At 70.1% G+C, this 25,388-nt stretch carries 21 protein-coding genes and 13 tRNA genes; 25 read left to right on the plus strand and 9 right to left on the minus strand.

What is annotated here, in order from left to right:
• Positions 1-328 precede the first annotated feature (328 nt).
• The 3 genes from M1L60_RS30455 to M1L60_RS30465 are packed head-to-tail and all read left to right on the plus strand — an operon-like array spanning position 329 to position 5,249.
• A complete protein-coding gene (locus M1L60_RS30455; RefSeq protein WP_253240990.1) occupies positions 329-2,374 on the plus strand; it encodes a hydantoinase/oxoprolinase family protein in 2,046 nt (681 codons plus the stop codon).
• Positions 2,371-4,062, plus strand: a complete 1,692-nt coding sequence (locus M1L60_RS30460; protein WP_253240991.1) for a hydantoinase B/oxoprolinase family protein — start codon at positions 2,371-2,373, stop codon at positions 4,060-4,062. The genes M1L60_RS30455 and M1L60_RS30460 overlap by 4 nt, the downstream gene beginning before the upstream one ends.
• Positions 4,059-5,249 (plus strand): metal-dependent hydrolase family protein, encoded by a 1,191-nt coding sequence (locus M1L60_RS30465; protein ID WP_253240992.1) that lies wholly within the window; start codon positions 4,059-4,061, stop codon positions 5,247-5,249. Before M1L60_RS30460 ends, M1L60_RS30465 begins: the two co-directional genes overlap by 4 nt.
• Here the strand turns inward: M1L60_RS30465 and M1L60_RS30470 are convergent.
• The 4 genes from M1L60_RS30470 to M1L60_RS30485 are packed head-to-tail and all read right to left on the minus strand — an operon-like array spanning position 5,246 to position 7,841.
• Positions 5,246-5,743 (minus strand): DUF302 domain-containing protein, encoded by a 498-nt coding sequence (locus M1L60_RS30470; protein WP_253240993.1) that lies wholly within the window; start codon positions 5,741-5,743, stop codon positions 5,246-5,248. The genes M1L60_RS30465 and M1L60_RS30470 overlap by 4 nt on opposite strands.
• Positions 5,744-5,753: 10 nt before the next feature.
• Complete coding sequence (locus M1L60_RS30475) at positions 5,754-6,686, minus strand: NAD(+)/NADH kinase (protein ID WP_253240994.1); 933 nt, start codon at positions 6,684-6,686, stop codon at positions 5,754-5,756.
• Positions 6,679-7,134: a DUF4345 family protein gene (locus M1L60_RS30480; RefSeq protein ID WP_253240995.1), complete on the minus strand. Its 456-nt coding sequence runs from the start codon at positions 7,132-7,134 to the stop codon at positions 6,679-6,681. Before M1L60_RS30480 ends, M1L60_RS30475 begins: the two co-directional genes overlap by 8 nt.
• Positions 7,116-7,841 carry an SDR family oxidoreductase gene (locus tag M1L60_RS30485; RefSeq protein WP_253240996.1) on the minus strand — a complete coding sequence of 242 codons (726 nt, stop codon included), beginning with the start codon at positions 7,839-7,841 and terminating at the stop codon, positions 7,116-7,118. Before M1L60_RS30485 ends, M1L60_RS30480 begins: the two co-directional genes overlap by 19 nt.
• A gap of 105 nt (positions 7,842-7,946) precedes the next feature.
• On the opposite strand from M1L60_RS30485, the gene M1L60_RS30490 reads away from it, so the two are divergent.
• Positions 7,947-8,753, plus strand: a complete 807-nt coding sequence (locus tag M1L60_RS30490) for an FAD-dependent oxidoreductase (RefSeq protein WP_253240997.1) — start codon at positions 7,947-7,949, stop codon at positions 8,751-8,753.
• Here the strand turns inward: M1L60_RS30490 and M1L60_RS30495 are convergent.
• Positions 8,642-9,988, minus strand: a complete 1,347-nt coding sequence (locus M1L60_RS30495) for an FAD-dependent oxidoreductase (protein WP_253240998.1) — start codon at positions 9,986-9,988, stop codon at positions 8,642-8,644. The genes M1L60_RS30490 and M1L60_RS30495 overlap by 112 nt on opposite strands.
• 970 nt (positions 9,989-10,958) lie before the next feature.
• Between M1L60_RS30495 and M1L60_RS30500 the strand changes: the two genes are divergently transcribed.
• From M1L60_RS30500 to M1L60_RS30520, 5 genes are all read left to right on the plus strand, one after another.
• Positions 10,959-11,032, plus strand: a tRNA-Gly gene (locus M1L60_RS30500).
• A 4-nt stretch (positions 11,033-11,036) separates the two neighbouring features.
• Positions 11,037-11,108: transfer RNA gene (locus tag M1L60_RS30505), tRNA-Leu, on the plus strand.
• 65 nt (positions 11,109-11,173) lie between these two features.
• Positions 11,174-11,247: transfer RNA gene (locus M1L60_RS30510), tRNA-Thr, on the plus strand.
• A gap of 3 nt (positions 11,248-11,250) precedes the next feature.
• A tRNA-Leu gene (locus tag M1L60_RS30515) sits at positions 11,251-11,323 on the plus strand.
• A 42-nt stretch (positions 11,324-11,365) separates the two neighbouring features.
• Positions 11,366-11,438 (plus strand) — tRNA-Ala (locus M1L60_RS30520).
• A 2-nt stretch (positions 11,439-11,440) separates the two neighbouring features.
• Here M1L60_RS30520 and M1L60_RS30525 read toward each other — a convergent pair.
• Entirely contained in the window at positions 11,441-12,319 is an 879-nt protein-coding gene (locus tag M1L60_RS30525) for a prenyltransferase/squalene oxidase repeat-containing protein (RefSeq protein ID WP_253240999.1), read from the minus strand.
• Between the two features lie 17 nt (positions 12,320-12,336).
• Between M1L60_RS30525 and M1L60_RS30530 the strand changes: the two genes are divergently transcribed.
• The 8 genes from M1L60_RS30530 to M1L60_RS30565 all read left to right on the plus strand — a co-directional run bounded on the left by M1L60_RS30530 (position 12,337) and on the right by M1L60_RS30565 (position 13,098).
• A tRNA-Ile gene (locus tag M1L60_RS30530) sits at positions 12,337-12,410 on the plus strand.
• An 18-nt stretch (positions 12,411-12,428) separates the two neighbouring features.
• Positions 12,429-12,515 (plus strand) — tRNA-Ser (locus M1L60_RS30535).
• Positions 12,516-12,551: 36 nt separating this feature from the next.
• Positions 12,552-12,624: transfer RNA gene (locus M1L60_RS30540), tRNA-Lys, on the plus strand.
• Between the two features lies 1 nt (position 12,625).
• A tRNA-Met gene (locus tag M1L60_RS30545) sits at positions 12,626-12,701 on the plus strand.
• A gap of 2 nt (positions 12,702-12,703) precedes the next feature.
• Positions 12,704-12,775, plus strand: a tRNA-Val gene (locus tag M1L60_RS30550).
• A 15-nt stretch (positions 12,776-12,790) separates the two neighbouring features.
• Positions 12,791-12,862: transfer RNA gene (locus M1L60_RS30555), tRNA-Val, on the plus strand.
• 2 nt (positions 12,863-12,864) lie between these two features.
• Positions 12,865-12,939, plus strand: a tRNA-His gene (locus M1L60_RS30560).
• A gap of 88 nt (positions 12,940-13,027) precedes the next feature.
• Positions 13,028-13,098, plus strand: a tRNA-Cys gene (locus M1L60_RS30565).
• A gap of 154 nt (positions 13,099-13,252) precedes the next feature.
• On the opposite strand, the gene M1L60_RS30570 is transcribed toward M1L60_RS30565, so the two are convergent.
• Complete coding sequence (locus M1L60_RS30570) at positions 13,253-13,930, minus strand: hypothetical protein (protein ID WP_253241000.1); 678 nt, start codon at positions 13,928-13,930, stop codon at positions 13,253-13,255.
• Positions 13,931-14,122: 192 nt separating this feature from the next.
• Here M1L60_RS30570 and M1L60_RS30575 point away from each other — a divergent pair, with 192 nt between their 5' ends.
• The 5 genes from M1L60_RS30575 (at position 14,123) to M1L60_RS30595 (ending at position 19,387) form a co-directional block, all read left to right on the plus strand.
• A complete protein-coding gene (locus M1L60_RS30575; protein ID WP_253241001.1) occupies positions 14,123-15,262 on the plus strand; it encodes a sensor histidine kinase in 1,140 nt (379 codons plus the stop codon).
• Positions 15,259-15,921, plus strand: coding sequence for a response regulator (locus M1L60_RS30580; RefSeq protein ID WP_253241002.1), 663 nt, complete (start codon positions 15,259-15,261; stop codon positions 15,919-15,921). Before M1L60_RS30575 ends, M1L60_RS30580 begins: the two co-directional genes overlap by 4 nt.
• Before the next feature lie 10 nt (positions 15,922-15,931).
• On the plus strand, positions 15,932-16,702 hold the full coding sequence (locus M1L60_RS30585) for an enoyl-CoA hydratase-related protein (protein ID WP_253241003.1): 771 nt from the start codon (positions 15,932-15,934) through the stop codon (positions 16,700-16,702).
• A gap of 101 nt (positions 16,703-16,803) precedes the next feature.
• Positions 16,804-18,177: a glycosyl hydrolase family 18 protein gene (locus tag M1L60_RS30590; RefSeq protein ID WP_253241004.1), complete on the plus strand. Its 1,374-nt coding sequence runs from the start codon at positions 16,804-16,806 to the stop codon at positions 18,175-18,177.
• A gap of 190 nt (positions 18,178-18,367) precedes the next feature.
• Entirely contained in the window at positions 18,368-19,387 is a 1,020-nt protein-coding gene (locus M1L60_RS30595; protein ID WP_438862171.1) for a hypothetical protein, read from the plus strand.
• A gap of 251 nt (positions 19,388-19,638) precedes the next feature.
• Here the strand turns inward: M1L60_RS30595 and M1L60_RS30600 are convergent, their stop codons facing one another.
• A complete protein-coding gene (locus tag M1L60_RS30600; protein ID WP_253241006.1) occupies positions 19,639-20,025 on the minus strand; it encodes a DUF6582 domain-containing protein in 387 nt (128 codons plus the stop codon).
• Positions 20,026-20,028: 3 nt separating this feature from the next.
• Positions 20,029-20,553: a TetR/AcrR family transcriptional regulator gene (locus tag M1L60_RS30605; protein ID WP_253241007.1), complete on the minus strand. Its 525-nt coding sequence runs from the start codon at positions 20,551-20,553 to the stop codon at positions 20,029-20,031.
• 31 nt (positions 20,554-20,584) lie between these two features.
• Between M1L60_RS30605 and M1L60_RS30610 the strand changes: the two genes are divergently transcribed.
• The 3 genes from M1L60_RS30610 to M1L60_RS30620 all read left to right on the plus strand — a co-directional run bounded on the left by M1L60_RS30610 (position 20,585) and on the right by M1L60_RS30620 (position 25,369).
• Complete coding sequence (locus M1L60_RS30610; protein ID WP_253241008.1) at positions 20,585-21,661, plus strand: FAD-dependent oxidoreductase; 1,077 nt, start codon at positions 20,585-20,587, stop codon at positions 21,659-21,661.
• Between the two features lies 1 nt (position 21,662).
• Positions 21,663-22,940, plus strand: a complete 1,278-nt coding sequence (locus M1L60_RS30615) for a peroxidase family protein (protein WP_253241009.1) — start codon at positions 21,663-21,665, stop codon at positions 22,938-22,940.
• A gap of 77 nt (positions 22,941-23,017) precedes the next feature.
• Positions 23,018-25,369, plus strand: coding sequence for an ATP-binding cassette domain-containing protein (locus M1L60_RS30620; RefSeq protein WP_253241010.1), 2,352 nt, complete (start codon positions 23,018-23,020; stop codon positions 25,367-25,369).
• The last annotated feature ends 19 nt before the right edge of the window (positions 25,370-25,388 follow it).

The raw sequence follows: 25,388 nt of genomic DNA on the forward strand, positions 1-25,388 counted from the left end.
TACCCCCGCTGTGTCGGGTGGTTGGAGTTGGCAAATGCTGACGGTGGCCGTTCCGCCACGGATGTGCGCTCAGCACAGCCGCGGGGCGCGCCGCTGTGCACGGCCACCTACGGGCCGGTTCACAGCTCTGAGCACTCCCACCAGCACCGATTGACACCTCAGAAACGGCTGTGACAGGTTCGGGGCCTCGCCGACGCCAACCGGTGACGACCATCCAGCTGACTCGCCCGTCGGACAACGGGCCGCTTTCTTCTCAGCTGCCACTTCCGCTTTCTCGAACGAACGGCGCGCGCCGCCGTGCGGAAAAACGGCGAAAGGCGATCCCACGATGACCAGCAACAGCCGCGTCGCGATCGACGTCGGCGGCACCTTCACCGACGTCGTCGAACTCCTTCCGGACAGCGGCGAGATCCGCTTCGGGAAGGTGCCGACCACGCCGTCACAGCCGACCGCGGGCGTCCTGGACGCGTTCGGCACGACCGAGGCGCCGATGGCCCAGGTCAGCATGTTCACCCACGGCACCACGCTCGGGCTCAACGCGCTGCTCACCCGCACCGGGGCCCGCACGGCGGTGGTCGGCACGGCCGGGTTCCGCGACGTCTACCTGCTCGGGCGCACCGACCGGCGGACGAACTACGACATCACGTACAAGAAGCCGAAGGCGCTGGTCGAGCGCTACGACACGTTCGAGGTGCCCGAGCGCAGTCTGTTCGACGGTTCGGTGCACCTGCCGCTGGACGAGGCGGCGGCCCGCGAGGTCGCCGCGACGATCGCCGAGCGGGGCTACGACTCGGTCGCGGTGGCGTTCCTGCACTCGTACGCGAATCCGGCCCACGAATCCCTGATGCGGGAGATCCTGGCCGAGGTCGCGCCGGACGTGGTCGTGACCGTCTCGCACGAGCTGTCCCGCGAGTACCGCGAGTACGAGCGGACCAGCACCGCCGTGCTCGACGCCTACGTCAAGCCGATCGTGCGCCGCTACCTGGAACGGCTCGAGGGTGAGCTGGCCGGCGGCGGTTTCGGCGGGCGCTTCCTGATGACCCGCAGCGGCGGCGGCGCGATGACCGCCAGCTCGGCCCGCGAGCAGCCGGTCAGCCTGATCCTCTCCGGCCCGGCCGGCGGCGTCATCGGCGCCACCGCGTTCGGCCGGCTCATCGACCGGCCCAACCTGATCACCATCGACATGGGCGGCACCAGCCTGGACGCGTCGCTGGTGATCGACGGCGAGCCGGTGCTGCACCAGGGGGCCGAGTTCGAGAGCCTGCCGATCAACACGCCGTCGCTCTACATCCACACCATCGGGGCCGGCGGCGGTTCGATCGCCTGGCTCGACGACGCGGGCGCGCTGCAGGTCGGCCCGCAGAGCGCCGGCGCCGACCCCGGCCCGGCCTCGTACGGCAAGGGCGGCACCCAGCCCACCTTCACCGACGCCGCGCTGGCAGTCGGCTACATGGGCACGACGGCGGCGCTCGGCGGCCGGCTCAGCCTGGACGACCGGCTCGCCCTGAGCGCGCTGGAGCCGCTGGCCGAGAAGCTCGACATGACCCCGCTCGGCCTGGCCCGCGGCATGATCCGCATCTCGACCACGAAGATCATGGGCGCCGTCCGGGCCATCACGGTCGAGGTCGGGCGCGATCCCAAGGACTTCGCGCTGCTCTCGTTCGGCGGCGGGGGCGGCCTGGTCGCCGTCGACGTCGCGCAGGAGCTGGGCATCCCGACCGTCGTCGTGCCGCCGGGGCAGGGCGCGTTCTCGGCCTTCGGCATGCTCTTCGCCGACGTGCAGCACGACTTCGCCCGGACGGCGGTGACCGCGCTGGCCGAGCTGGACACCCCGGCCGTGGCCGCGAGCTACTCCGAGATGGCCGCCGAGGCCGCCGACGCGCTGGCCGCCGAGGGCTTCACGCCCGAGAACCGGGTGCTGACCCGCAGCGTCGACGTGCGCTACGCCGGTCAGGAGCACACCGTCACGGTCCCGGTTCCCGAGGGTACGACCGGGATCGCGGCCGTGGTCGAGCAGGAGTTCACCGAGCTCCACGAGCGCCAGTACGGCCACGTGATGGACGACCCGATCGAGATCACCACGCTCCGGCTGCGTGCCTCGGGGCAGGTCGACAAGCCGGAGTTGCCCCGGCTCGGCGTACGGGAATCGGGCCCGGCTCAACCCGAGGGCCACCGCGACGTGTACGTCTCGGCCGAGCAACCGGCCGTGCCGTACGCGCTGTTCACCCGCGAGGAGTTGCTGGCCGGCGACGAGATCGCCGGACCGGCCGTGATCCATGAGCACACCGCGACCACCGTCATCCACGCCGGCGACCACCTGCGCGTCGGGGAGCACGGCGAAATGGTCATCACCGTTCAAGGGGCAGCCGCATGACAACCGTCGACTCGATCACCATCGAGGTCATCCGGCACGGCCTGCTGGCCGCGGCCGAGGAGATGGCCCGCAACCTGTGCCGCACGGCCTACAACACGGTCGTCTACGAGATTCACGACTACGGCATCGGGATCCACGACGCGAACGGCGACGTGGTGGCCGACGCGCCCGGCATCGCCGTGTTCACCCGCGGCAACGACCACGGCATCAAGAAGGCGGTCGAGTTCCTCGGCGTCGAGAAGCTGCTGCCGGGCGACGTGTTCATCATCAACTACCCCTACTGGTCGTCGGCGCACACGCTCGACCCGCTGGTGTTCGCGCCCATCCACAGCGCGAAGGGCGAGCTGATCGGCTACTCCTCGTGCCGGATCCACGTGCTCGACCTGAAGCAGAAGGACGCCGGCTACGTCCTCGACTCGACCGACATGTACCAGGAAGGCATCTTCTTCACCGCGGCCAAGCTGTACCGCGAGGGGGAGATGAACGAGGACATCTTCAACGTCGTCAAGTTCAACAGCCGCATGCCCGAGCGCACCATCGGCGACCTGCAGGCCCAGGTCTCGGCGTGTTTCTCGGGCGTACGCCGTACGCAGGAAATCGCGGCCAAATACGGCGCGGACACGCTGACCGAGGCGATGGCCGCGATCAACGACCACGGCGAGCGCCTGGCCCGGATCGCCCTGGCCAAGCTGCCCAAGGGCACGTGGACGGCGCACGACTTCGTCGACCAGGACGGCGTCGACCTCGACCGCATGATCCGGATGAACGTCACCGTGACCGTCACCGACGACGAGATGATCGTCGACTGGACCGGCAGCGAGAAGAACGTCCGCGGCCCGATCAACCTGCCCGTGGGCCAGACCGAGGCGTTCTGCAGCCTCATCTTCAAGTCGCTGACCACGCCCGACACCCCGGTCGTGGCCGGCAACTTCCGGCCGCTGCGGGTGATCACCGAGCCCGGCTCGGTCATGCACGCCGTACCGCCGATGCCGACCTTCACGCTGTGGACCGGGCTGCTCGGCGGCGAGGTGGTGCTCAAGGCGCTGGCCCAGGGCATGCCCGACCTGGTGCCGGCCTGCTCCGGGGGCGACGTCTGCTCGATGATGGGGCTGGGCGTGAACCCGCGCAACGGCGAGGCCTGGCTCGAGGCGACGAACGAGGCGGTCGGCTTCGGCGGGCACGCCCACGGCGACGGCGCCGACGGGATCATGCACATCAGCGAGCCGGGTTGCCGCAACAACCCGGTCGAGGTGCTGGAGACCAAGTCGCCGATGTTCATCGAGTCGTACGGGTATCGGCCCGACACGGGCGGGGCGGGGCGCAACCGCGGCGGTGTCGGCGTGCAGCGGTCGTACCGGTTCACGGCCCCGTCGACCGGCATCTGCATCGTCTACAAGACCAAGACCAAGCCGTGGTCGATCGACGGGGGCGGCGAGGGCGACAACAACCACATCGTGCTCAACCCGGGCACCGACCGCGAGACGGTCACCGGGGGCAGCTACAACCGGCTCGACACGGGTGACGTGCTGGTCAACAACACCGGTGGTGGCGGTGGCTACGGCAACCCGTTCGAGCGGGACGTTCTGAAGGTGGCGGCCGATGTCCGCAACGGCTTCGTGTCGATCTCGTCCGCTTTGAACGACTACGGTGTCGTGGTGGACCCGGTGACGTTCGAGGCCTCCCGATGACTTCGCTGTCGATCGTCAACGCCGCGATCTTCGACGGCGTGGCCGACGAGCTGACCGAGGGCGCGGTGCACGTCGTCGACGGCCGGATCACGGACGTCGGCGGGGCGCCGCAGCCGGCGGACCGGACCATCGACGCCCGCGGGCGGACCGTGCTGCCCGGCCTGATCGATGCGCACTGTCATGCGTACGGAATCGGTCTGAACATGCTCGAGATCGAGTCGCGCCCGCTGAGCTACGTCGCGCTGGTGGCGGCGCAGCGTCTGCGGGCGGCGCTGTCGCGCGGATTCACGACCGTCCGTGACCCCTCGGGGGGCGACGCGGGGCTCGACCGGGCGATCCGCGAGGGGCTGCTGCCGTCGCCGCGCTATCTGTGGACGGGCGCGGCGCTGAGCCAGACCGGCGGGCACGGCGACTTCCGGGCGGCCGACTCCGACGTGTGCGGCTGCAACACGCACACGTGCGAGGTCGTCGACGGCGTCGACAACCTGCGGGTGGCCGTGCGTGAGCGGCTGCGCCGCGGCGCCCACGCCATCAAGATCATGGCGTCGGGCGGGGTGGTGTCGCTGACCGACCCGATCCGCATCCCGCAGTACTCGCCGGAAGAGATCCGGGCCGTCACCTCGGAGGCGGCGCAGCGCGGCAGTTACGTGGCCGCGCACGCCTACTCCCCCGAGTCGATCCGGCACGCCATCGACAACGGCGTGCGCACGATCGAGCACGGCAACCTGCTCGACGCGCCGACCGCGGCGGCGATGGCGACGGCCGGGGCGTTCCTGGTGCCGACGCTGGCCGCCTACGACGCGATGGACCGGCGCGGGCCTCAGTTGGGCATGACGCCGGTGCAGCAGGCCAAGAACGCCGAGGTGCTCGAATCCGGCCGCGAGGCGGTTCGCCTGGCGCGGGCGGCCGGTGTACGCGTCGGATTCGGCACCGACCTCATGGGCCTTCTCGAGGACGAGCAGCTCAACGGCCTGCGGCTGCAGGTCGAGGTGGACGGCGCGCTGACCGCGCTGAAGTCGGCCACCTCGGTCAACGCCGCGTTGTTGCGCCGCGACGATCTGGGCCGGGTGGCGCCGGGCGCCGTGGCCGATCTGCTCATCGTCGACGGCGACCCGCTCTCGGATCCCGCCGTGCTCTGGGGCCCGCCCTCGGGACGCACCGTCGTGCAGGGCGGCGTCGTCGCCTAGACGGCTCCGCGCAGCAGGGTCAGCACCGCTTCGTCGAGGCGACGGGCCACGTCAAGAGCCTCCTCATTCCCGTACGGGGTGAGGAGGCTCGCCGTCGTGTCGTAGGCCACGCGTACGGTGTCGCCGTCCTCCCACACCAGCAGCGTGATCGGCGCGTAGGCTCCGGCCTCCGGCACGTGCCGGGTCATCTTGGTCATCGTGAACGGGTTGCCGACGAGCAGGCGGACCAACCGCTGCGGGGTGCGCCCCGGGATCTTGTTGAGCACCGCGTCCTGGTCGAGCCGCAGGAACTGCAACAACCCGGACGGGCCGGCCGCCTCGGTGGCCAGCTGCCCGAATTCCTCGTACGTCCCGGCGGTGTTCCAGCCCTTGACGGCGGCCGGCAGGTCGGGGCGGGACACGCCCTCGTAGATCCCGGCCAGCACGTCGTCGAACTTCTTGGTGGTCGCTAAGGTGACCCGCTCGACGGGCACCTGACTCCTGGTCTCGGTCATGCTCCCGACGTTAGGCCGGTCCGTCGGCCGGTACATCCGTCAGACGACGGGCCCTGTCCCGCAGCTCCTCGGGCACCAGCTCGACCAGTTGGTCGGGGCGCAGGGGCAGGTCGAGCACGCTCAGCTTGACCCGGGCCCGGGCGCCGTGGGTGTTCTGGTCGAACCGGACCACGTTGGCCGCGTTGGCCCGCATGCGCAGCACCATGTCGGTGTCCGGGGCGATCGTCAGCACCGTGGCGCCGTCGAGCGAGAGCCGCGTCTCGCGACCGGGCGCGCGCAGCAGCACCGTCTCGTCGCCACCCAGCACGATCGGGCGGCTGATGCCGGACATGGGCGCGACCGGGGTCAGCCCGATGAGCGGCGCCGACGGCGAGATGATCGGGCCACCGGCGGCGTAGTTGTAGGCGGTCGAGCCGGTCGGCGTGCACACCACCACGGCGTCGCTGCGGTAGTAGCCGTGCTTCACGTCGTTGATCTCGAGATCGAGGCTGACCGCGGTCCACGGGGTCGTCGCCGTCAGAACCACGTCGTTGAAGGCCAGCGCGGCATCACCGGGCCCGGTGAGCTCGAGGCAGCTGTGCGGTTCGAGGCTGAAGTCGCCGGCGATCAGCCGGTCGAGGGCCCGCGGCAGTTCCCGGGGCGTGACCTCGATGAGGAAGCCGATGTTGCCGTGGTTGACCCCGAGCACCGGGGTCGGCCGCCCGGCCACCAGTCGCATGGCGCCGAGCATCGTGCCGTCGCCGCCCAGGCTGAACACGAAATCCACCTGGTCGGCGAACTTGTCCTCGTCCAGCGGCTCGACGCCGGGGCCCAGGCGGGCGGCGTCGGGCGGGCGCGCGACCACGCGGATACCGTGCTCGCCCGCCAGCGCCGTCACCGTCGCGACCGACTCGCTGACGTCGTTGCGGGGATGAACCACCAGACCGAGGACGCGATTACCCATGCTCCGACGATGCCACAGCGTCCTTGACCGGCAACCTTCTGACCGGGAGCAGCAGCAGGATCGACAACACGAGAACACCGCCCAGGCTGACCGCGTTGCCGATCTTGTCGATGGTCTCGAACATCTCGAGGTGCAGCATGTGCCACAGGAAGTGGATCGAGTTGAAGATCAGCCAGGCCCCACCGGTGACCCGCATCGCGTCGGCCGTCGGGCGCCGCCACGCCCATACGCTGAGCACCAGCAACGCCAGATAGAGGGCGCCGACGTCGCGGACCAGATGTTCGCTGTACGGGCCCAGGATCGACACCCAGTTCTTGCGGGGTCCCGGGAAGTCGTTGTAGAAGGAGACCGGGAACGCCGCCGCCCACACCCCCACGTACGCGGCCGACACAGCCAGAAGCCCGGCGATCCAGCGCTTGACGGCCAGGGTCATCGCGCCGCGGCCCACTGCTCGAACGTGATCCGGCCCTGGTTGTAGTCGCCGGTCGGCAGCAACCCGCCGCGGGCCATCGACCGCGAGGCGGCGTCCGGCAGCGGCACGTTCAGCACCAGCTTGCCCTTGGCCACGCGCTTCACCATGTCACCCATCCGCAGCACCTCCGGACCGGCCAGTTCGGTGGTCCGGCCCTGGGCCGGCCCTTCGGCCAGGCGGACCAGTTCGGCCGCCACGTCCGCGGCGGCGACCGGGCGGGTCACCATCGTCGGCACCAGCTTGACCGGGCCGGGGATCTGGGCCATGACCTGCTCGGTGAACTCGAAGAACTGCGTCGCCCGCAGGATGGTGACCGGGATCGGGCCGGCCAGGGCCAGTTCCTCCTGGCGGCGCTTGCCCGCGTAATAGGCCGAGTCGACCCGGTCGACGCCGACGACCGAGACCACGACGTAGTGCTTGACGCCGGCCCGCTCCTGCGCGGCGAGCAGATTGCGGGTCGTGGTCTCGAAGAACCCGATCGCGACCTTACGGTTGAGCGTGACCTTGTTGGCCACGTCGATCACCACGTCGACGCCGCGCAGGGCCTCGTCGAGCCCGGCCCCGGTGAGCAGATCGACCCCGTTCGAGCGCGAGATCACCACGACCTCATGGCCCTGGGCCCGCGCCTTCTCCACGACCAGTTTGCCGAGCCAGCCGGTGCCACCGGCGACCGCCATCCGCATTGTGTCCATCCTTCTCGTCGAATCGGCTACCTGAAGGGAGGACGAGACGGTCGAAGCTGGTGTGACGCGGTGTGGCCCGAGCCATAACGCGGATAGCCTGCCGAAGTGACGACGCGTGTGGTGGTGCTGGGCGCCGGCTTCGGCGGACTGGAATTGGCGACAACCGTCGGAGGCTCGGCGGCCGACGTCGAAGTTACCCTGATCGACCAGGCCGAGGGATTCGTCTTCGGTTTCTCGAAACTCGACGTGATGTTCGGGCGGTCCGCCCCCGCTCAAGTGCTGCACCGCTACGCCGACATGGTGAACCCCGGCGTGCGCTTCGTGAACGCAGAGGTCACGGCCATCGACCCGCAGGCGAGACGCGTACGGACCAGCGCCGGCCCGTTCGAGGCCGACATCCTGGTGGTGGCGCTGGGGGCCGACCTCGACCCGGCGGCCACCCCGGGCCTGCTCGAGGGCGGCCACGAGTTCTACACGGTGGCGGGCGCGTTCGCGGCGGCCGACGCCCTGGCCGCGTTCGAGGGCGGACGGGTGGTCGTGGCGGTCACCTCGACGCCGTTCAAGTGCCCGCCGGCGCCGAGCGAGACCGCCCTGCTGACCCACGAGTTCCTGACGGCGCGCGGCCGGCCGGGCCAAGGTCGACGTGAAGTTCGTGGCCGGCCGCCCGCCCGTCGGCTCCCTCGTCGGCCCGTCGCCCGCCCTGATGGCCGACAAGCAGGACTTCGGCCGCGACCGGATCCAGCGCTGGTTCGGCCACCCCTGGCCCACCGAAAGCTAGCCGCCGGCGCGCGGGGGCGGGGTCAGGCGCGGGCGCCGATGGCCAGGGCGCGCAGCAGGAAGCGGGGTTCGGTGAGCGCGCTCGGATGCGCGAGCATGGTCGTGACCTGCCCGAGGCGCTGGCTGATCGTCTGATCGCGCATCGACGCCTTGAACACGAGCCCGCTGAGCCAGCTGATGGCCTTGTAGCCCTTCGGGTACGGCCCGTCGACGTGCGGCAGCGCGAGGTCGGCCATCGTCGAGACCTGCCAGGCCGCGTCCACGACGACTTTCACGTCCCGGAAGTACGACAGGGCCGGCTGGGCCAGATCGGCCCCGCCTCGCAGATACTCGGACAGCGCCGAGGCATGCAGCGTGGCCGAGGTCATGCCCTGCCCGTACACCGGGTTGAACGAGGCCACGGCGTCCCCCACCGCGACCAGCCGCGCCGGGAACCGGGTCAGCCGGTGGAAGTCCCGCCGCCGGCTGTCCGCTTGGTGGTACGTGATGACGTCACCGACCTGCACGGCCGTCGTCGCCACCGCCCCGAACTCGGCCGGGAAGTCGCCCACGCACCGCTCCCGGAACTCGCCCGCGTCGCGCCCCGGCCGGTCGTCGGCGTACCCGGAGACCAGCACGGTCCACCGGTCGCCCTCGATCGGCGTGAACCCGCCGATCCGCGCCACCTTGCCCGGCCCCGGGTTGGCGATCGAGATGCAGGTCAGCACCTTGGCGTCGGCCGGCCGCCGGAACAGCGCCGTCGCGTAGTTGAGCTTGATGCCCATCCTCTGCATCGGCGGCTTGGCGAACCCGTGCGACTCGAGCCAGTCGCCGAGCCGGCTCGACCGCCCCATCGCGTCGACGACGAAGTCGGCCGGCACCTCCTCGTCCCCGTGACGAACGCCGACGACCCGGTCGCCGTCCAGCACGATCCCGTCGGCCCGCCCGTGCGCCGTACGCACGTTGGGCAGGGCCAGCACCCGGTGCCGGATCAGCGCCTCGAGAAAGGGCCGGCTGGACACCAGAGCCTGCGCGGCCGGCCCGCTCGGCGGCTCCTCGCGCAGCTTGCCGTCCATGTAGAACCGGTTGGTGTCAGGCGAAGGATCGACCGCCCCCGCCGCCAGAGCCGCCTCGATGAAGCCCGGAAAGAACCGCTCCAGCTGATTCAGCCCCGACGGAAGCAGAGCGTGCACCTGGCTGCCCTGCGGAACCCCCGGCCGCGGCCCGACCGCGTTCTCCGGGTCGGCCGCGATCTGCTCATCGGCCACGTCGAGCCCGACGAGGTCGTCACGCTCGATGATCAGCACCTGCTCGGCGTGATCGCTGAGCACCCGGGCCGCCATCAGCCCCGCGATGCTGCCCCCGAGCACGACAGCCTGCCGGAACAACACCCGCTGCCCCGTCGGCGGCTCGGACGTCGAAATAGCAGCGAACCTGTGCGCAGCAGACACCCGAGCCCCCCGATAAACATTAAAGTTTCTTTTCCGGCCCCACGATAGCGGTGCATCGAGAACCGTCGCTACCAGGCTGCCCAGCGTAAACGCCCGACCTGACGCCCGCGCCCCGCCCGTGTCGTTCCCGCCTTCGGCACCCGAGGTTCAGCGCAAGTAGGAGGCTCCGTTCAGGTCGAGGACAGCGCCCGACGACCACAGCGCCTCGGGCGAGCTCAGGTGGACCACGGCCTGTCGGCAACACTCATGCGGCAACTCCTTCCGACGCTCCCGGTGGGACCGGGAGGTGGCTCGACGATAGCTCTTTCCGGCCCCGTCCAAGCGTTATCCACAGGTCGCGAAGTTATCCACATTCCGGCGGTCCGGGATTGCCTCCGGACGGCCTTTTCCAGTACGGGCGCCGACTTCAAGAAAGTGGCAGTAAATAGCGTTGCCAACCGGCGGCGGGCGGCCTACCGTAGTCATCACACCGGGAACGACAGAGACAGGGAGAGACCGATGTCGCGGCACGCCTCGATTACACCGCAGCTGCTCAAGCCGCATGTCGGTGCCGTCCTGACGTGCGGCCTTGCACCCTACGGCAAGCCCTACCGGGCCCGGTGGCGCAGCTAGCGAACGCTAGCGCAGAAACTCGCCGCCGAACCCGACAAGGGGACGGCGGTTTTTCGTTTCTCGACCAATTTTACATCGGCACTGTGGGCCATTCCACGCTGCCCTGATAATTGCACCGGCCGCCGCCGGAAGCGATTGCTAATTGACAACTCCACAGCGGATGGCACAACAAATCCGGAGCGAGGGAGACGGCAACCCGCGCGCCTTGGGAGCGTGAGACACCCCGTTCGACTCGGGGGCTCCGGACGACACATCTTGGGAAGACACAGCTGCCGACCAGAGATGGACGGCGGCTCACGCGGTTGTAGCTCAGCCAGGCAGAGCGCCACCCCGCCAAGGTGGAGGCCGCCGGTTCGATCCCGGCCAGCCGCTTCCCGCCCTCGTAGCCCAACGGCAGAGCACGACGTCGAGAACGTCGCCAGTGCGCGTTCAAATCGCGCCGAGGGCACGCACCACCGCCGGTCCGGCGCTGCGCGAATCGTCCGCGCAGCGCCGGGGCGGGCTCAGCACCAGGCCGGTGCAGCACGAATGGCTCGTGCAGCCGACTCGTAATCGGCAGGTTGTGGGTTCGAGTCCCGCCGCCGGCTCACGCCCGGGTAGCCCAATGGCAGAGGCACGCCGCTCAGGACGGCGCCAGTGCGCGTTCGAATCGCGCTCCGGGTACGCATCCGTAGTCATAGATGTCATGAATATCCTGAATGTTTAGGGCTCGTAGCTCATCTGGTAGAGCGCCGCTCTCGCACAGCGGAGGTGGCCGGTTCGACCCCGGCCGGGTCCACGTCACGGGGTGCCCCGCAGCACGATCACGGCCTGCACGGTGGCGTAACCCCGCCATTCCAGGGCCGCGGCCGGGCTGAACGCCGTGAACGTGATGTCCCACCCGCCGTCCGGCTTCTGCTGGCCGGCCAGGCGGGTCAGGTCGGTCTGGACGGCGTCCCGATCGAACATCTGCCTCGAGGGCGCGTCGGCATGCGGGGTGAAGTCGAGCGGATGAAGCACTTCACCCTCGATGCCGCCGGCCACCGGGGTCGGGCCGTCCGTGCGTACGTGGGAAACGAACCCGTCGAGAAGCGAGCGGGCCCGGGCCGAGGTGGGCGCCACCGCGTCCAGGAAGTGCATAGCGAACATGACCTCGTGCGCGGACGGCGTCCCGGTCGTCTGCTCGATCCGGTCCAGGCAGTAGTCGGTCGACGCCTGCAGCCACGGGTGGTCGGCGACGTCCTCGCGGTGCCGGGCCAGCCGGTGCGCCTGCGCGGCCAACTGGGTGGCCATCTGGAGCGACGACGTGTCCACGTCGGCGGTGATCCAGTGCGGCGCGCTGCCGTCGGCGTCCACGAAGGGCAGCGCGAACGGGATGCCGCCGTCGGGCCGCGAATGCGTGGCCAGCCAGTCGCACAGCTCGATCGACCGGCGGCTGGTGTCACGGACCTCGGCCAGAACTTCGAGGGCGTGCATCGCCGCCACTGGTTGGCTGGTCACCGAGCGCAGGTCCGGTTCCAGCGCCCACCCGTACCCGCCGTCGGGGTTGCGATGGGCGTCGAGTGCCGGCAGCACCTCGTCGGCCGAACCCTCCCCCAGCAGGTGGCGCAACCGGCGTCGCTCGAGGACGCGGGCATGGGTCGTCACGAATGAGATCGCCGCATCGAGATCAAGGCTCATCCGAGCATCCTGGCCCAGTCGCCGTAGCTCAGCAGGTCGGAGCGCCGCCCTGATAAGGCGGAGGCCGGTGGTTCGAACCCACCCGGCGACACGATCCACCGGAAATCCCGGAGACGCCAGCCGATGGGCGCCGGCCGCCGCCTCGAAAGCGGTTGGGGGGTCACACCCCGTGGGCGTTCGACTCGCCCCGTCTCCGCTTGTTCCAGCACGTCACGCATTTCCAACACATCAAGCGCCGCTAGCTCAACTGGTAGAGCAACGGACTCTTAATCCGTGGGTTCGGGGTTCGATTCCCCGGCGGCGCACTGCAGGGTGGAGGAGTTCGGTCGTCCTCGCCGGTCTCATAAGCCGGAAACCGCGGGTTCGAATCCCGCCCCTGCTCCCGTTCCGGTAGCTCAGCGGGAGAGCGCCGCCTCGACAAGGCGGAAGTCGCTGGTTCGATCCCAGCCCGGAGCACGCAAGGAAAGGCCGGTCCGTATGGCTCAGCGGGAGAGCGTCCCCCTCACACGGGGAAGGTCCCAGGTTCGAATCCTGGTACGGACACTGTGGCTGTAGCTCAGCGGTAGAGCGCCGGGACGTGGCCCCGGAGGTCGCCGGTTCGAGACCGGCCAGCCACCCCAGTGCGCGTCGTGGACGGCGGCACGTCCAGCGGTCCGTAAAACCGTCGCCTTGTGGCAGACCTGGGTCGGCACCAGGGACGCGCACCACAGTCGCATGCCCGAGTGGTCAGGGGCCCGCCTGCAAAGCGGTCTACGCCGGTTCGAATCCGGCTGCGGCTTCGATTGCCATCCGCTGTGGGGTCATAGAGAAGCGCTGTGGAGTCATAGAGAGAGCTTGGCCGACGCCCCAGTGCGCGTCGGCTGCTGTTGAGGGCTGGACGTCGTGCGCGGCCGTGGTGTTCCGGTGCATTGCGGTGGAACACCACGGCCACGATCAGTGGGCGTTGGCCAGGGTGGGCTCGGCGGCGGTCACGTCGGCCGCCGTTCGGCGCAGCAGGCGCAGGCCGATCAGGAACAGCGGGGCGCAGCAGAGGGCGCCGGCCACGCTTCCGGCCAGTGGGGAGACCATGCCGCCGATCATCGGGCCGCCGATCATCGGGAGGAGCGCGACGGGGGTGGCCCACCAGCCGATGATGCCGTTGCGGGCCAGACCGGCCATGAGCACGGCCGGCATGAGCAGGCCCAGGACAACACCGGAGCGCAGCCAGACGACCATCGAGGGGTCGCCGTTGACCTTGTCGAAGATGGTCACGGCCTGGTCCATGGTGACGACGGTGGGCAGGGCGGCGTTCATCCAGTCGGCGAAGAGGACGCCGGACATCTGGATCGCTCCGATGACCGTCGCCACCGCGCCGATGGTGGCCAGGACCTGACCGCGGGGGCCGCGGAGCAGGGTCAGGGCGGCCGGGATGCCCAGCGCGATCGCCAACCAGTAGTAGTGGAAGAGGTTGGCCGACAGGATCGACAGGTCCCAGTCCCGGGCCAGCGAGTCGATGTAGGCCCGGGGTGAGTCGTCGTCCTGCGGCGGGGAGGTCACCATCGCGCCGAGCAGCAGGGCGGGGGTGGTCACGAGGGCGGCGCCGGCCAGGCGGCGGAAGAGGTTGTTCGTCATGGTTCAGACGCTATGAAGCGGACCGGGGGCTCCGGATCATCGTGGGCGGCCGATCGTTGTGCGACCGGTGGGCGCCGGATCACGGGCGGGGTCCTCCCCCGGGATGACCGGGCGTCGTCTCCGGAGAGGATCCGGCGGGACGGCACGATCACTAACGTCGGGCGCGTAGAGGCTGGCCGGAAAGGAGCGCACGTGCGGGTACCGCAGAGTCGGCGGCAGTGGCTGGTGGTCGGGCTCGTCGCGGGCGCCGTTTGGGCTGTGGTGGCCGTGGCTGAGATGACGGGGAGCAAGGTTCCGGCCGGGGCGGGGTGGGGCGAGGTCAGCGCTTCGGTGGTGCTGTTCCTCTGTTTTCCGCTGGCAGCCTGGTTCCCGATCAGCGCCATGGTGGTTTCGGTGCTTGTCGTGCCGTACATCGTGATTCTGGATCTTCCGGGGGTTGGCGGGTCGCAGCTCATCGCGCAGCTGGTGTTGGTGGCGCACGCTGCGTTTCGGCAACCGGCTCGGCGGACTGTTCCGGCTGCGGGTGCCGCCTTTCTGATTCCGTCGACCGCGTTGTTCCTCACCGGGGAGACGTCTTGGGAGTTCGTGTTCTTCGCGGTGCTCGAGACGTTCGGGTGGAGCGTGGGGGCTCTGCTGCGGCGGGAGAAGTTCCGGTCGGCGCAGCTGGCGCAGCTGGCGGCCGAACTCGCGGCCGAGCGGGAAGCGCGGGCGCGGGCCGCGGTGGATGAGGAGCGGGCGCGGATATCGCGCGAGTTGCACGATGCTGTCGCGCATACGGTCAGTGTGATGACCATGCAGGCGGGGGTGCTTCGGCGGCGGTTGAGTGATCGGCCGGTCGAGCGGGATGCGCTGGCTCAGGTCGAGGAGCTCGGGCGGCGCAGCGTGCAAGAGATCCGGCGGGTGGTGGGATTGTTGCGGCCGGACGATGCCGATGGGCTCGGGCCGGCGCCCTCGCTGCGGCGCCTGGACGACCTGCTCGCGCACGTGCGGGCGGCGGGGCTCGAGGTCGAGCTGCTTGTCACCGGAGAGCCGGAAGAGCTGCCCACGGCGTTGGACATGTCGGCTTACCGGGTGACGCAGGAGGCTTTGACTAACGTTCTGCGGCACGCCGGGGCGAGCCGGGCCACGGTCGAGGTGTCGTACGGGCCGGGGGAAGTGACCTTGACTGTGACGGATGACGGGCGGGGCGCGTCCGGCGAGGGCAGCGGGCACGGGCTCGTCGGGATGCGAGAGCGGGTCGGGCTTTTCGGCGGGCAGCTGCGGACCGGGACGCGCGCCGAGGGCGGCTACCGGGTGAGCGCGACCTTCCCGCTGAGCGAGGTGGTTCGGTGAGCGGGCGGGTCATCCGGATCGTGCTGGCTGATGATGAGGCGATCATGCGGGCGGGGCTGCGGATGCTGCTGTCCGACGAGCCGGACATGGAAGTGGTCGGGGAAGCCGCGGACGGTAATGAGGTTGTGCGGCTCGTGGAGCGGGTGCGGCCCGACGTGGTGCTGATGGACGCGCGGATGCCGGGGCTCGACGGGATCGGGGCGGCGCGGCTGATCGGGGAACGGCATCCCGGCGTACGCGTGCTGGTGTTGACCACGTTCGACGAGGAAGTGCTGGTCGACGGGGCGTTGCGGGCGGGTGTGGCCGGTCTTCTGCTCAAGGTGTCGCCGCCCGAGCAGCTGCTGGACGCCCTGCGCGAGGTGGCGGCGGGGCGCGGGCTGCTCGATCCGGCGGTCGTTCCGCGGGTCATTCACCGGTACGCGGGCACGCCGCAGGCCCGGCCGCGCGACCCGGCCCTCGATCTGCTCACTCCGCGTGAGGCCGAGGTGCTGGCGCTGGTCGGGCGGGGGCTGTCCAACCCGGAGGTCGCGGCCGCGCTGCACCTGGGCGAGACGACGGTCAAGACCCATCTCGGGCGGGCCCTGGACAAGCTCGGGCTGCGGGATCGGGCGCGGGCCATCGCGTACGCGTACACGAGCGGCCTGATCGAGCCCGAGTAGCGTGACGCGGGTGCCAGAGATCGTCACCGAGGTTCGCGACGGCGTCGGCTGGGTCACCATGAGTAACCCGGCTCGCCGTAACGCGCTGTCCACCGCCATGCTCGCCGCGCTCGAGAACGCCGTACGGGAACTCGATCTTGATCTTGAGGTTCGGGTTGTCGTGCTGCGCGGGGCGGGCGAGACGTTCACGGCGGGGGCGGACATCTCCGAGTTCGCGGCCCACCACGACTCGACCGCGGCCCGGGAGACGTGGGAGCGGACGCTGACCGGGCTGTTCGAGACGCTGAGCGGGCTGACCACGCCGCTGATCGCGATGATCCGCGGGCACTGTTTCGGGGCCGGCATGGCGCTCGCGCTCAGCGCCGACCTGCGGATCGCGGCCGAGGGCAGCACGTTCGGCATCCCCGCGGCCCGGCTCGGCATCGGCTACCCGTTCGCGCTGGCCCAGACCCTCGTGCACGTCGTCGGGCCGGCCCACGCGGGCGAGATGTTGTTCACGGCCCGGGCCTACGCGGACACCGAGGCCCTCGGCGCGGGCCTGGTCAACCGCCTGGTGCCGGCCGGCGACCTCGAGGCCGACGCGCTGGCCACGGCCCGCGCGATCGCGGCCAACGCCCCGCTCGCGGTGCGCGCGGCCAAGGCGGCGATCAAGGCCGCCGCGTACCCGTCGATGATCGAACGGGCCCACGAGCTGATCGCCGCCACGACCGGGTCCGAGGACGAGCGCGAGGGGCAGCGCGCGTTCATGGAGCGACGCTCACCAATATTTCGAGGCCACTAGATATATTGACGACTATTAGTAAGTCTTGCTAAAAGTTAGTGACCCGAGTCATCCCCACGGCGCGTTCCCCTCGCGGCCGGACACGAAGGGTCACCATCCCCATGGCAATCAGAAGAAGCCGGTGGGCCGCCGCGGCCACCGCGTTCACCGTCGCCGCCGTCGGCACCCTCACGGCGCTGGCCGTCCAGGGCCCATCCCAAGCGGCCGTGCTGCCCAACGGGTTCAAGAGCGTCGGCTACATGCCGTCGTGGGCCGGCAGCGTCACCAGCATCCAGTACTCGAAGCTGACCCACATCAACTACTCGTTCGCACTGCCCAACGCGAACGGCACCCTGCAACCGATCGAGAACACGTCGAAGCTCCAGCAGCTCGTCACCCTCGGTCACCAGAACAACGTCAAGGTCTCGCTGGCCATCGGCGGCTGGAACGACGGCAACGACTCCGCCTTCGAGTCGCTCGCCGCCAACTCCGGCACCCGCACGGCGTTCGTCAACAACGTCATGAACACCGTCCGGCAGTACGGGCTCGACGGCGTCGACATGGACTGGGAGTACCCGGACCCCGGCGCCTCCGGCAACAACTACACGGCGCTCATGCAGCAGCTCAGCACGGCCCTGCACAACGAGGGCAAGCTGCTCACGGCCGCGGTCGTCAGCGAGGGCGGCACCGCCAACGGCGTCCAGCCGGCCGTGTTCGGCTACGTCGACTGGCTCAACATCATGGCGTACGACGGCGGGTCGCCCCACGCCAACTACGACTGGTCGATCAACGCCGCCAACTTCTGGAAGAACCGCGGCCTGCCCAAGGCCAAAACGGTGCTCGGGGTGCCGTTCTACAGCCGGCCCGGCTACCTGACGTACGCGCAGCTGGTGGCCCAGGATCCGGCCAACGCCAACCGCGACTGCACGCCGTCGGGCGAGTGCTACAACGGCATCCCGACCGTCAAGCGCAAGACCCAGTGGGCGATGGCCAACGCCGGCGGCATCATGAACTGGGAGCTCTCGCAGGACGCGACCGGCGCCAACTCGCTGGTCAGCGCCATCTACGACACCGTCATGGGCGGCGGCGGCCCGACCACCCCGCCGCCGACCGGACGCACCGGGCGGATCACTGGCCTCGCCGGCAAGTGTGTCGACATCGCTGCCGCCAGCAGCGCCAACGGCACGGCCGTCCAGCTGTACGACTGCAACGGCACCAACGCCCAGAACTGGACCGTGGCCACCGACGGCACGATCCGCGGCCTGGGCAAATGCCTGGACGTGAACGCGGCCGGCACCGCCAACGGATCGCTCGTCCAGATCTACGACTGCAACGGCACGAACGCGCAGAAGTGGACGGCCCAGTCCAACGGCACCCTGATCAACACCGGCAGCAACAAGTGTCTGGACGCCTCGAACAACTCGTCGGCCAACGGCACCCGCCTGCACATCTGGGACTGCTTCGCCGGCGCCAACCAGCGCTGGGTCCTTCCCTGACCGATTGAGTACGACAGCGGCCCGCCCCGGCTCGGGGCGGGCCGCTCCGTTGTCTCCGACGGGTTAGGCCGGGCGGCCGACCGCCGCTCTTCCGGGCGACTGACCGGTGGCGCCCCGCTCGGCACGATCGCCGCATGCGCAGTTGTGTATCCAGCCTCGGCGACCGGAACCCCTCCCCCTCGTGACGTGGATGCTGGCGGTCGCGGCGCTGGCCGCCGTGGCCTGGGGGATCTCCGACTTTCTGGCCGGGCTGCTCGCCCGCCGCCTACCGGTCCTGACCGTCCTGATCGGCTCGAAGCTGGCCGCCATGGGGCTGGCCCTGGCCGTCGTCGCCGTCCGCGGTGTCGCGCTGCCGGCGGATCCGCGCTTGTGGCTGGGCGTGGCGGCCGGGCTCGTCGGCCTGCCGGCGATGGGGCTGCTCTATCGGGCCATGCGGGACGGGTCGCTCGTCGTGGTGGCGCCGGTTGCCGCCGGGGCGGCCCTGGTACCCGTCGGGTGGGGACTGCTGCACGGCGAACGGCTCGGGGTGGTGGCCGGGCTCGGTGTCGTGGTCGGGCTGTTCGGGATGACGATGTCCAGTTGGCCGGTGGCGTCGGCAGGGTCGGCGCGGGCGTTTCGGTCGGCGCGGTGGTGCTCGCTGGGGGCGGCAGTGGGGCTGGGCGTCTATTTCGTGCTGCTCCACGAGGCCGGGGTGGTCGATGAGATCTGGGCGACCGCGCTGGCCCGGATCACCGGGGGCAGTCTGGCGCTGCTCGTCCTGATTGCCCTGCGGCAGCGGCAGGTGGCTGTCGTTCTGAAGATCGCGTCGGCAAAGATCGCCGCCGCCAAGATCGCTATTTTCAAGATCGCCGTAAGCCACCGCCTCCCCCGCCCACCCAGGGACGTGGGCGAAGCTAGTCGAAATTTGGGGTACGAAGCGGCTTGTCCACAGGTCGGCTTTCGTCCCCAGGCCGGGTTGCGGGTCGGGGCGAAACGCCTCGGGCTCGGGGTTGCCGTGTCGGTCGTTCTGGTCGGAGCCACCGACGCCCTCGCGGACGGAGCATTCATCGTGGCGGCGTCGGCAGCCCTGGCCCCGGCGGCGGTGATCGCCTCGCTCTATCCGGCGGTCACGCTTGTGCTCAATCGGTCCCTGTTGCGGGAACGGCTGCACACCATTCATTTGTACGGAGTGTTGGCCGCGCTCTTCGCCGTCGCCTGCCTCGCCCGCTGAGCCCGCCGCCGCCCACCCGGCCCTGAGCTCGCCGTCGCCTGCCTCGCCCGCTGACCGCGCCACCGCCCGCTTGAACGCTGATCGGGCCTTCGTCGCCCGCCTGACCAGCTCGTTGGATCTATCCGACCAACGAACAGAGTTCCTACGCCGATCTTCGTGGCACGCCGATTCGTCGTCCGGCGCGAAAGTGGGAGCAGCCCTCCAAACGGCGTCTGGCGGCCCACCTCGAACTGCTGAAGTGACACCGCGAACTACTTGCGCAAGGCCGCGATGAGCTGCTTTTTCGTCATCGTGGAGCGGCCCGGGATCTTCTTGCGCCGGGCCTCGGCGTACAGCTCCTTCTTGGGGGCCTGGGTCCGCGGCTTGTCGGAGGAGCGGCGGGCCTTCGACGGCTTGCCCAGTTCGCGCCAGCTGGTTTCGGTCATGTCGATGCCGAACTTGGTGGCGGCCTTCTTGAGGCGCTTGAAGGCTTCGTCCCGCTCCTTGTCGGTCACGTCGCGGACCTGGTCGAAGCGGGCGATCGCGTTCCGCACGTGGCGGGCGTCGTTGAGGGGCTCCTTGCGGACGCGGGGGAACGCGAACGTGCTGTCGGGCAGCGCGTTGCGCTCGTCGGCGTCCAGCGGTTTCTTCGCGGCCATGGGCTAGCGGATACCCCGCAGGTAGGCCTCAATCACCTCGTCCGCGTTGTCGACCCGGGATCCGGCCACCCGGTCGAACAGCAGGCCGTCGACCAGGGCGATCAGGCCGGGGGCGTGCCGCCCGGGGTCGGCCACCCCGGCCTGGGTCAGGGCGGCCTCGGCCGTGGCCAGGAACTGGGCCCGGACCGGTGAGGCGGTGGTCAGCAGCGGATGCAGGTCGGGGTCGCCGGCCAGGTCGACCATCAGGGCGTAGCGCACCCGGTGGTCGGCGGCCCGCACGGCCAGCCGGTCGAGCAGCGAGGCGGGGCCGGCGGCCATGTCGGCCTGGGTGCGGTTGGCCAGGCGGTGGACCATCAGTTCGATCAGCTGGCGGCGGGTGCGGGCGTAGTACGACGTCGACCCGGCCGGCAACTCCAGGGCGCGGTCGATCGCCCGGTGGGTCAGCGACCGTAATCCTTCCGCGGCGACGAGCGTGATGGCCGCGTCGGCGATGGCCTCGCGGCGATCTGTGTTCGGTGACACCTTCACACGGTCACTCTACATGCGTAGAGTCCTCTACATGGGTAGAGTCGCGATCATCGGGGCCGGCATCGGCGGCCTCGCCACCGCCATCGGGCTGCAGCGGCACGGCTGGGACGTCGCCGTCTTCGAGCGTTCGGGGCCGAACTCGCAGGTCGGCGCCGGGCTCTCGCTGTTCGCCAACGGGTTCCGCGCGCTCGACGCCTTGGAAATCGGCGATGCCGTACGCGCCATCGCCGGGGAACAGCAGCCGCTGATCAACGGGCAGCGCCGCCGCGACGGCCGGTGGCTGGCCACGATGCCCGCGAGCGCGACCCGCGAGCTGCGCGTCGTGCACCGGGCCGACCTCCATCGCGTGCTCACGGACGCACTCGAGCCGGGCTCCATCACGTACGGAACGGAAGTTGTTGATCTGCCGACCGGCTTCGACGTGGTGGTCGCGGCGGACGGGCTGCGGTCACCCACCCGGGGGACGGCGGTGCGCTACAGCGGCTGTACGAGCTGGCGCGGCGTCACCGAGCGGCCGGTCGACCTGCTGGGCGGGGCCGGGGAATCGCTCGGGCGGGGTGAGCGGTTCGGCCTGGCCCCGCTGCCCGACGGGCGCGTCTACTGGTTCGGTGTCGTCTCGATGCCGGCCGGCAGCACCTTTCCCGACGAGTTCGCCGAGGTGCGCCGCCGCTTCGCCGGGTGGCACGCGCCGATCGCCGAGGTGCTGGACGCGACCGACCCGGCGGCCGTCGTGCGCACCGACATCCACGACCTCGCGCGGCCGTTGCCGTCGTTCGTCCGGGGCACGACCGTGCTGCTCGGCGACGCCGCCCACGCGATGACGCCCGACCTCGGCCAGGGCGCCAACATGGCCCTCGAGGACGCGGCCACATTAACCCGGCTGCTGTCGACACTGCCAAGATCAGAAGCCCTTATTACGTACGACCGGAAGCGGCGCCCGCGCACCCAGGCCACCGCCCGCAAGGCCCGAACGATGGGCCGTCTGCTGCAGAGCCGCAGCCCCCTGCGCGACGTGCTGCTGCGCCTGACCCCGCCGTCGGTGGCCGCCCACCAACTGGCCGCCTTGCAGGACTGGTCACAACCCGAGGTGCCGTCCGGTCGTAGCTGACATGACCGTGAACCACTGTCTCAGCCTGGTCCGTGCCGTCGACCGCCCGACCGGGGCGGCCCGCTACGGCCGCATGTTCCCGGGTCTGGAGCCGCTCGGCGCCGACACCCAGCTGCTGATGCGAGCGGGCGACAACGGCGGGGTGTGCGACGCCGCGGCCGTGCTCGACGCCCTCGCGCCGGGTGGCGACGACGCGACCGGCGCCGCCGGGTGGCCGTTCTTCGGCCAGCTGATCGCGCACGACATCACCGCCGACCGGTCGGCCCTGATGGGCGGCACGCACACCGAAGCGCTCAAGAACGCGCGGGCGCCGAAGCTCGACCTGGAAATGATCTATTCGGACGGCCCGGTCGGCTCGCCGTTCCTGTTCGACGTCAACGACCCCGCGAAGTTCCTGGTCGGCGCCGACGTGCCCCGGAACTCGCAGGGGGTGGCGCTGATCGGCGATCCGCGCAACGACGTGCACCGGTTCTCGCTGGCGCTGCACATCGCGCTGCTGCACGCGCACAACCGCCTGGTCGACCGGCTGGGCGACTTCGACCGTGCGCGTATCACGCTCACCTGGCACTACCAGTGGACCGTCGTGCACGACTTCCTGCCCCGGCTGGTCGGCGCCGAGCTGACCGAGCAGGTGCTGACCGAGGGCGGCCGCTGGTTCCACCCGGCGCAGGGCGAGGCGTTCATCCCGCTCGAGTTCGCCGACGCCGCGTTCCGCTACGGGCACGGCCAGATCCGCCACACGTACCAGCTGGTCGAGGGGGGCCCGGCCGTGCCGCTCTTCCCCGACCTGGTCGGCTTCGGCCCGCTCGCCCCGGACCAGCGCATCGACCTGGCCCGCCTGTTCGACGTGCCCGGCCGCCCGCCCGCGCAACGGGCCAAGCGCCTCGACGGCACGCTCGCGGCCAGCCTGATCGGCCTGCCCCACCAGGTCACCGGGGACGTCGACACCGGCGCCTACCGCTCGCTGGCCGTCCGTGACCTGCTGCGTGGCGAGACGACCCAGCTGCCCAGCGGCGAGGATGTGGCCCGGCTGCTCGGAGTCGAGCCCATCGCCCTGAAGGAGGAATGGCCGAACGGCACGCCGCTGTGGTTCTACATCCTGAAGGAGGCCGAGGACGGCGACCGGCTCGGGCCGGTCGGGGGCCGGATCGTGGCCGAGGTGCTGCTGGGGCTGCTGCGGGCCGACCCGGCCGGCTACCTGAGCCTGGATCCAGATTGGCAGCCGTTGCTACCGGCCCGCGGAGCGGCGTTCGACCTGGCAGACTTGCTCATCCCCTGATCAGGAATGAAGAAGCAAAGTGGCCGCAATGGCCCCTAGAGTTCCCGGGGGGAAGCCGACGAACGAGGGAGCCGGGGATGCACGACGCCGACAGCCACGACATGATCCGCGTGCACGGGGCACGCGTGAACAACCTCAAGGACGTCAGTGTCGAGATCCCGAAACGCCGCCTGACGGTGTTCACCGGGGTCTCCGGCTCGGGCAAGAGCTCGCTGGTCTTCGGCACGATCGCCGCCGAGTCGCAGCGGCTGATCAACGAGACCTACAGCGCCTTCCTGCAGAACTTCATGCCGTCGATGGCCCGGCCCGACGTCGACGTGCTCGACGGGCTGACCACGGCCATCCTGGTCGACCAGGAGCGGATGGGCGGTGACGTCCGCTCCACGGTCGGCACGGCCACCGACGCCAACGCCATGCTGCGCATTTTGTTCAGCCGGCTCGGGAAGCCGTACATCGGATCGCCCCAGGCCTTCTCGTTCAACATCGCCTCGGTCAGCGGGGCCGGCGCGGTCACCCTGCAGAAGGGCGGCCGCGAGGTCAAAGAGAAGCGCACGTTCAGCCTGCTGGGCGGCATGTGCCCGCGCTGCGAGGGCCGGGGCTCGGTCAACGACATCGACCTTTCCCAGCTGTACGACGAGGAGAAGTCGCTCAACGAGGGCGCGATCACGATCCCCGGCTACAGCATGGAGGGTTGGTTCGGCCGCATCTTCCGCGGCGTCGGCTACTTCGACCCCGACAAGCCGATCAAGAAGTACACCAAGAAAGAGATGGACGACCTCCTCTACCGCGAGGCGACCAAGGTCAAGATCGAGGGCATCAACCTCACGTACACGGGTCTGATCCCCAACATCCAGAAGTCCTACCTGTCCAAGGACATCGACGCCGTCCAGCCCCACGTGCGCGCGTTCATCGAGCGGGTGGCGATCTTCAAGACCTGTCCCGAGTGCGAGGGCACGCGGCTGAGCGAGCCGGCCCGCTCGTCGAAGATCAAAGGGATCAGCATCGCCGACTGCTGCGCGATGCAGATCAGCGACCTCGCCGACTGGGTCCGCAAGCTCAAGGAGCCGTCGGTGGCGCCGCTGCTCACCGCCCTCGGCGAGACCCTCGACTCGTTCGTCGGGATCGGGCTCGGCTACCTCTCGCTCGACCGGCCGTCGGGCACGCTGTCGGGTGGCGAGGCCCAGCGTACGAAGATGATCCGGCACCTCGGCTCCGCGCTCACCGACGTGACGTACGTGTTCGACGAACCCACGATCGGCCTGCACCCGCACGACATCCAGCGGATGAACAACCTGCTCGTCCAACTGCGCGACAAGGGCAACACCGTGCTGGTGGTCGAGCACAAGCCCGAGGCCATCGCGATCGCCGACCACGTCATCGACCTCGGCCCGGGCGCCGGCAGCGGCGGCGGCCAGGTCGTCTACGAGGGTGACCTCGCGGGGCTGCGGGCCAGCGACACGCTCACCGGCCGCCACCTCGAATACCGGGCCACGCTCAAGGAGAAGGTGCGCCAGCCCACCGGCACGCTCGAGGTGCGCGGGGCCGACAGCCACAACCTGCGCAACGTCGACGTCGACATCCCGCTGGGGGTGCTGACCGTGGTCACCGGCGTGGCCGGCTCGGGCAAGAGCTCGCTGATCCACGGCTCGGTGGCGCCGCGCGAGGGAGTCGTCGCCGTCGACCAGGCGGCCATCCGCGGCTCGCGGCGGAGCAGCCCGGCCACGTACACGGGCCTGCTGGAACCCATCCGCAAAGCGTTCGCCAAGGTCAACGGCGTCAAGCCGGCGCTGTTCAGCGCCAACAGCGAGGGCGCGTGCCCGAACTGCAACGGCGCCGGCGTCATCTACACGGACCTCGGCGTGATGGCGAGCATGGCCACCACCTGCGAGGTGTGCGAGGGCAAGCGGTTCGACGCCTCGGTGCTCGAATACAAATTCGGTGGCAAGGACATCAGCGAGGTCCTCGAGATGCCGGTGTCGGAGGCTCTGCCGTTCTTCCAGGACGGCGAGGCCAAGACGCCGGCCGCGGCCACCGTCCTGGCGCGGATGGCCGACGTCGGCCTCGGCTACCTCAAGCTGGGCCAGCCGCTGACCACGCTCTCGGGCGGCGAGCGCCAGCGCCTCAAGCTGGCCACCCGCATGGGCGAGAAGGGCGGCGTCTACATCCTCGACGAGCCGACCACGGGCCTTCACCTGGCCGATGTGGAGAATCTGCTGGGCCTTCTCGACCGCCTGGTCGAATCGGGCAAGTCGGTGATCGTCATCGAACACCACCAGGCCGTCATGGCCCACGCCGACTGGATCATCGACCTGGGCCCCGGCGCCGGCCACGACGGCGGCACCACCGTCTTCGAAGGCGCCCCGGCCGACCTGGTGGCCGCCCGCAACACCCTGACCGGCGAGCACCTGGCGGACTACGTAGGATCCTGAGCTCACTCGCGTTGCGCCC

The sequence above is a fragment of the Paractinoplanes aksuensis genome, assembly GCF_024137025.1.
In the GTDB taxonomy this organism is placed as follows: Bacteria; Actinomycetota; Actinomycetes; order Mycobacteriales; family Micromonosporaceae; genus Actinoplanes; species Actinoplanes aksuensis.

Coding starts and splice junctions, on each gene's coding strand:
- M1L60_RS30615 (WP_253241009.1), top strand. CDS start 21,663: ATGACCGTGAACCACTGTCTCAGCCTGGTCCGTGCCGTCGACCGCCCG.
- M1L60_RS30525 (WP_253240999.1), bottom strand. CDS start 12,319: ATGAGCCTTGATCTCGATGCGGCGATCTCATTCGTGACGACCCATGCC.
- M1L60_RS30600 (WP_253241006.1), bottom strand. CDS start 20,025: ATGGCCGCGAAGAAACCGCTGGACGCCGACGAGCGCAACGCGCTGCCC.
- M1L60_RS30475 (WP_253240994.1), bottom strand. CDS start 6,686: ATGGGTAATCGCGTCCTCGGTCTGGTGGTTCATCCCCGCAACGACGTC.
- M1L60_RS30570 (WP_253241000.1), bottom strand. CDS start 13,930: ATGACGAACAACCTCTTCCGCCGCCTGGCCGGCGCCGCCCTCGTGACC.
- M1L60_RS30470 (WP_253240993.1), bottom strand. CDS start 5,743: ATGACCGAGACCAGGAGTCAGGTGCCCGTCGAGCGGGTCACCTTAGCG.
- M1L60_RS30610 (WP_253241008.1), top strand. CDS start 20,585: ATGGGTAGAGTCGCGATCATCGGGGCCGGCATCGGCGGCCTCGCCACC.
- M1L60_RS30460 (WP_253240991.1), top strand. CDS start 2,371: ATGACAACCGTCGACTCGATCACCATCGAGGTCATCCGGCACGGCCTG.
- M1L60_RS30595 (WP_438862171.1), top strand. CDS start 18,368: ATGCTGGCGGTCGCGGCGCTGGCCGCCGTGGCCTGGGGGATCTCCGAC.
- M1L60_RS30465 (WP_253240992.1), top strand. CDS start 4,059: ATGACTTCGCTGTCGATCGTCAACGCCGCGATCTTCGACGGCGTGGCC.
- M1L60_RS30620 (WP_253241010.1), top strand. CDS start 23,018: ATGCACGACGCCGACAGCCACGACATGATCCGCGTGCACGGGGCACGC.
- M1L60_RS30485 (WP_253240996.1), bottom strand. CDS start 7,841: ATGCGGATGGCGGTCGCCGGTGGCACCGGCTGGCTCGGCAAACTGGTC.
- M1L60_RS30455 (WP_253240990.1), top strand. CDS start 329: ATGACCAGCAACAGCCGCGTCGCGATCGACGTCGGCGGCACCTTCACC.
- M1L60_RS30590 (WP_253241004.1), top strand. CDS start 16,804: ATGGCAATCAGAAGAAGCCGGTGGGCCGCCGCGGCCACCGCGTTCACC.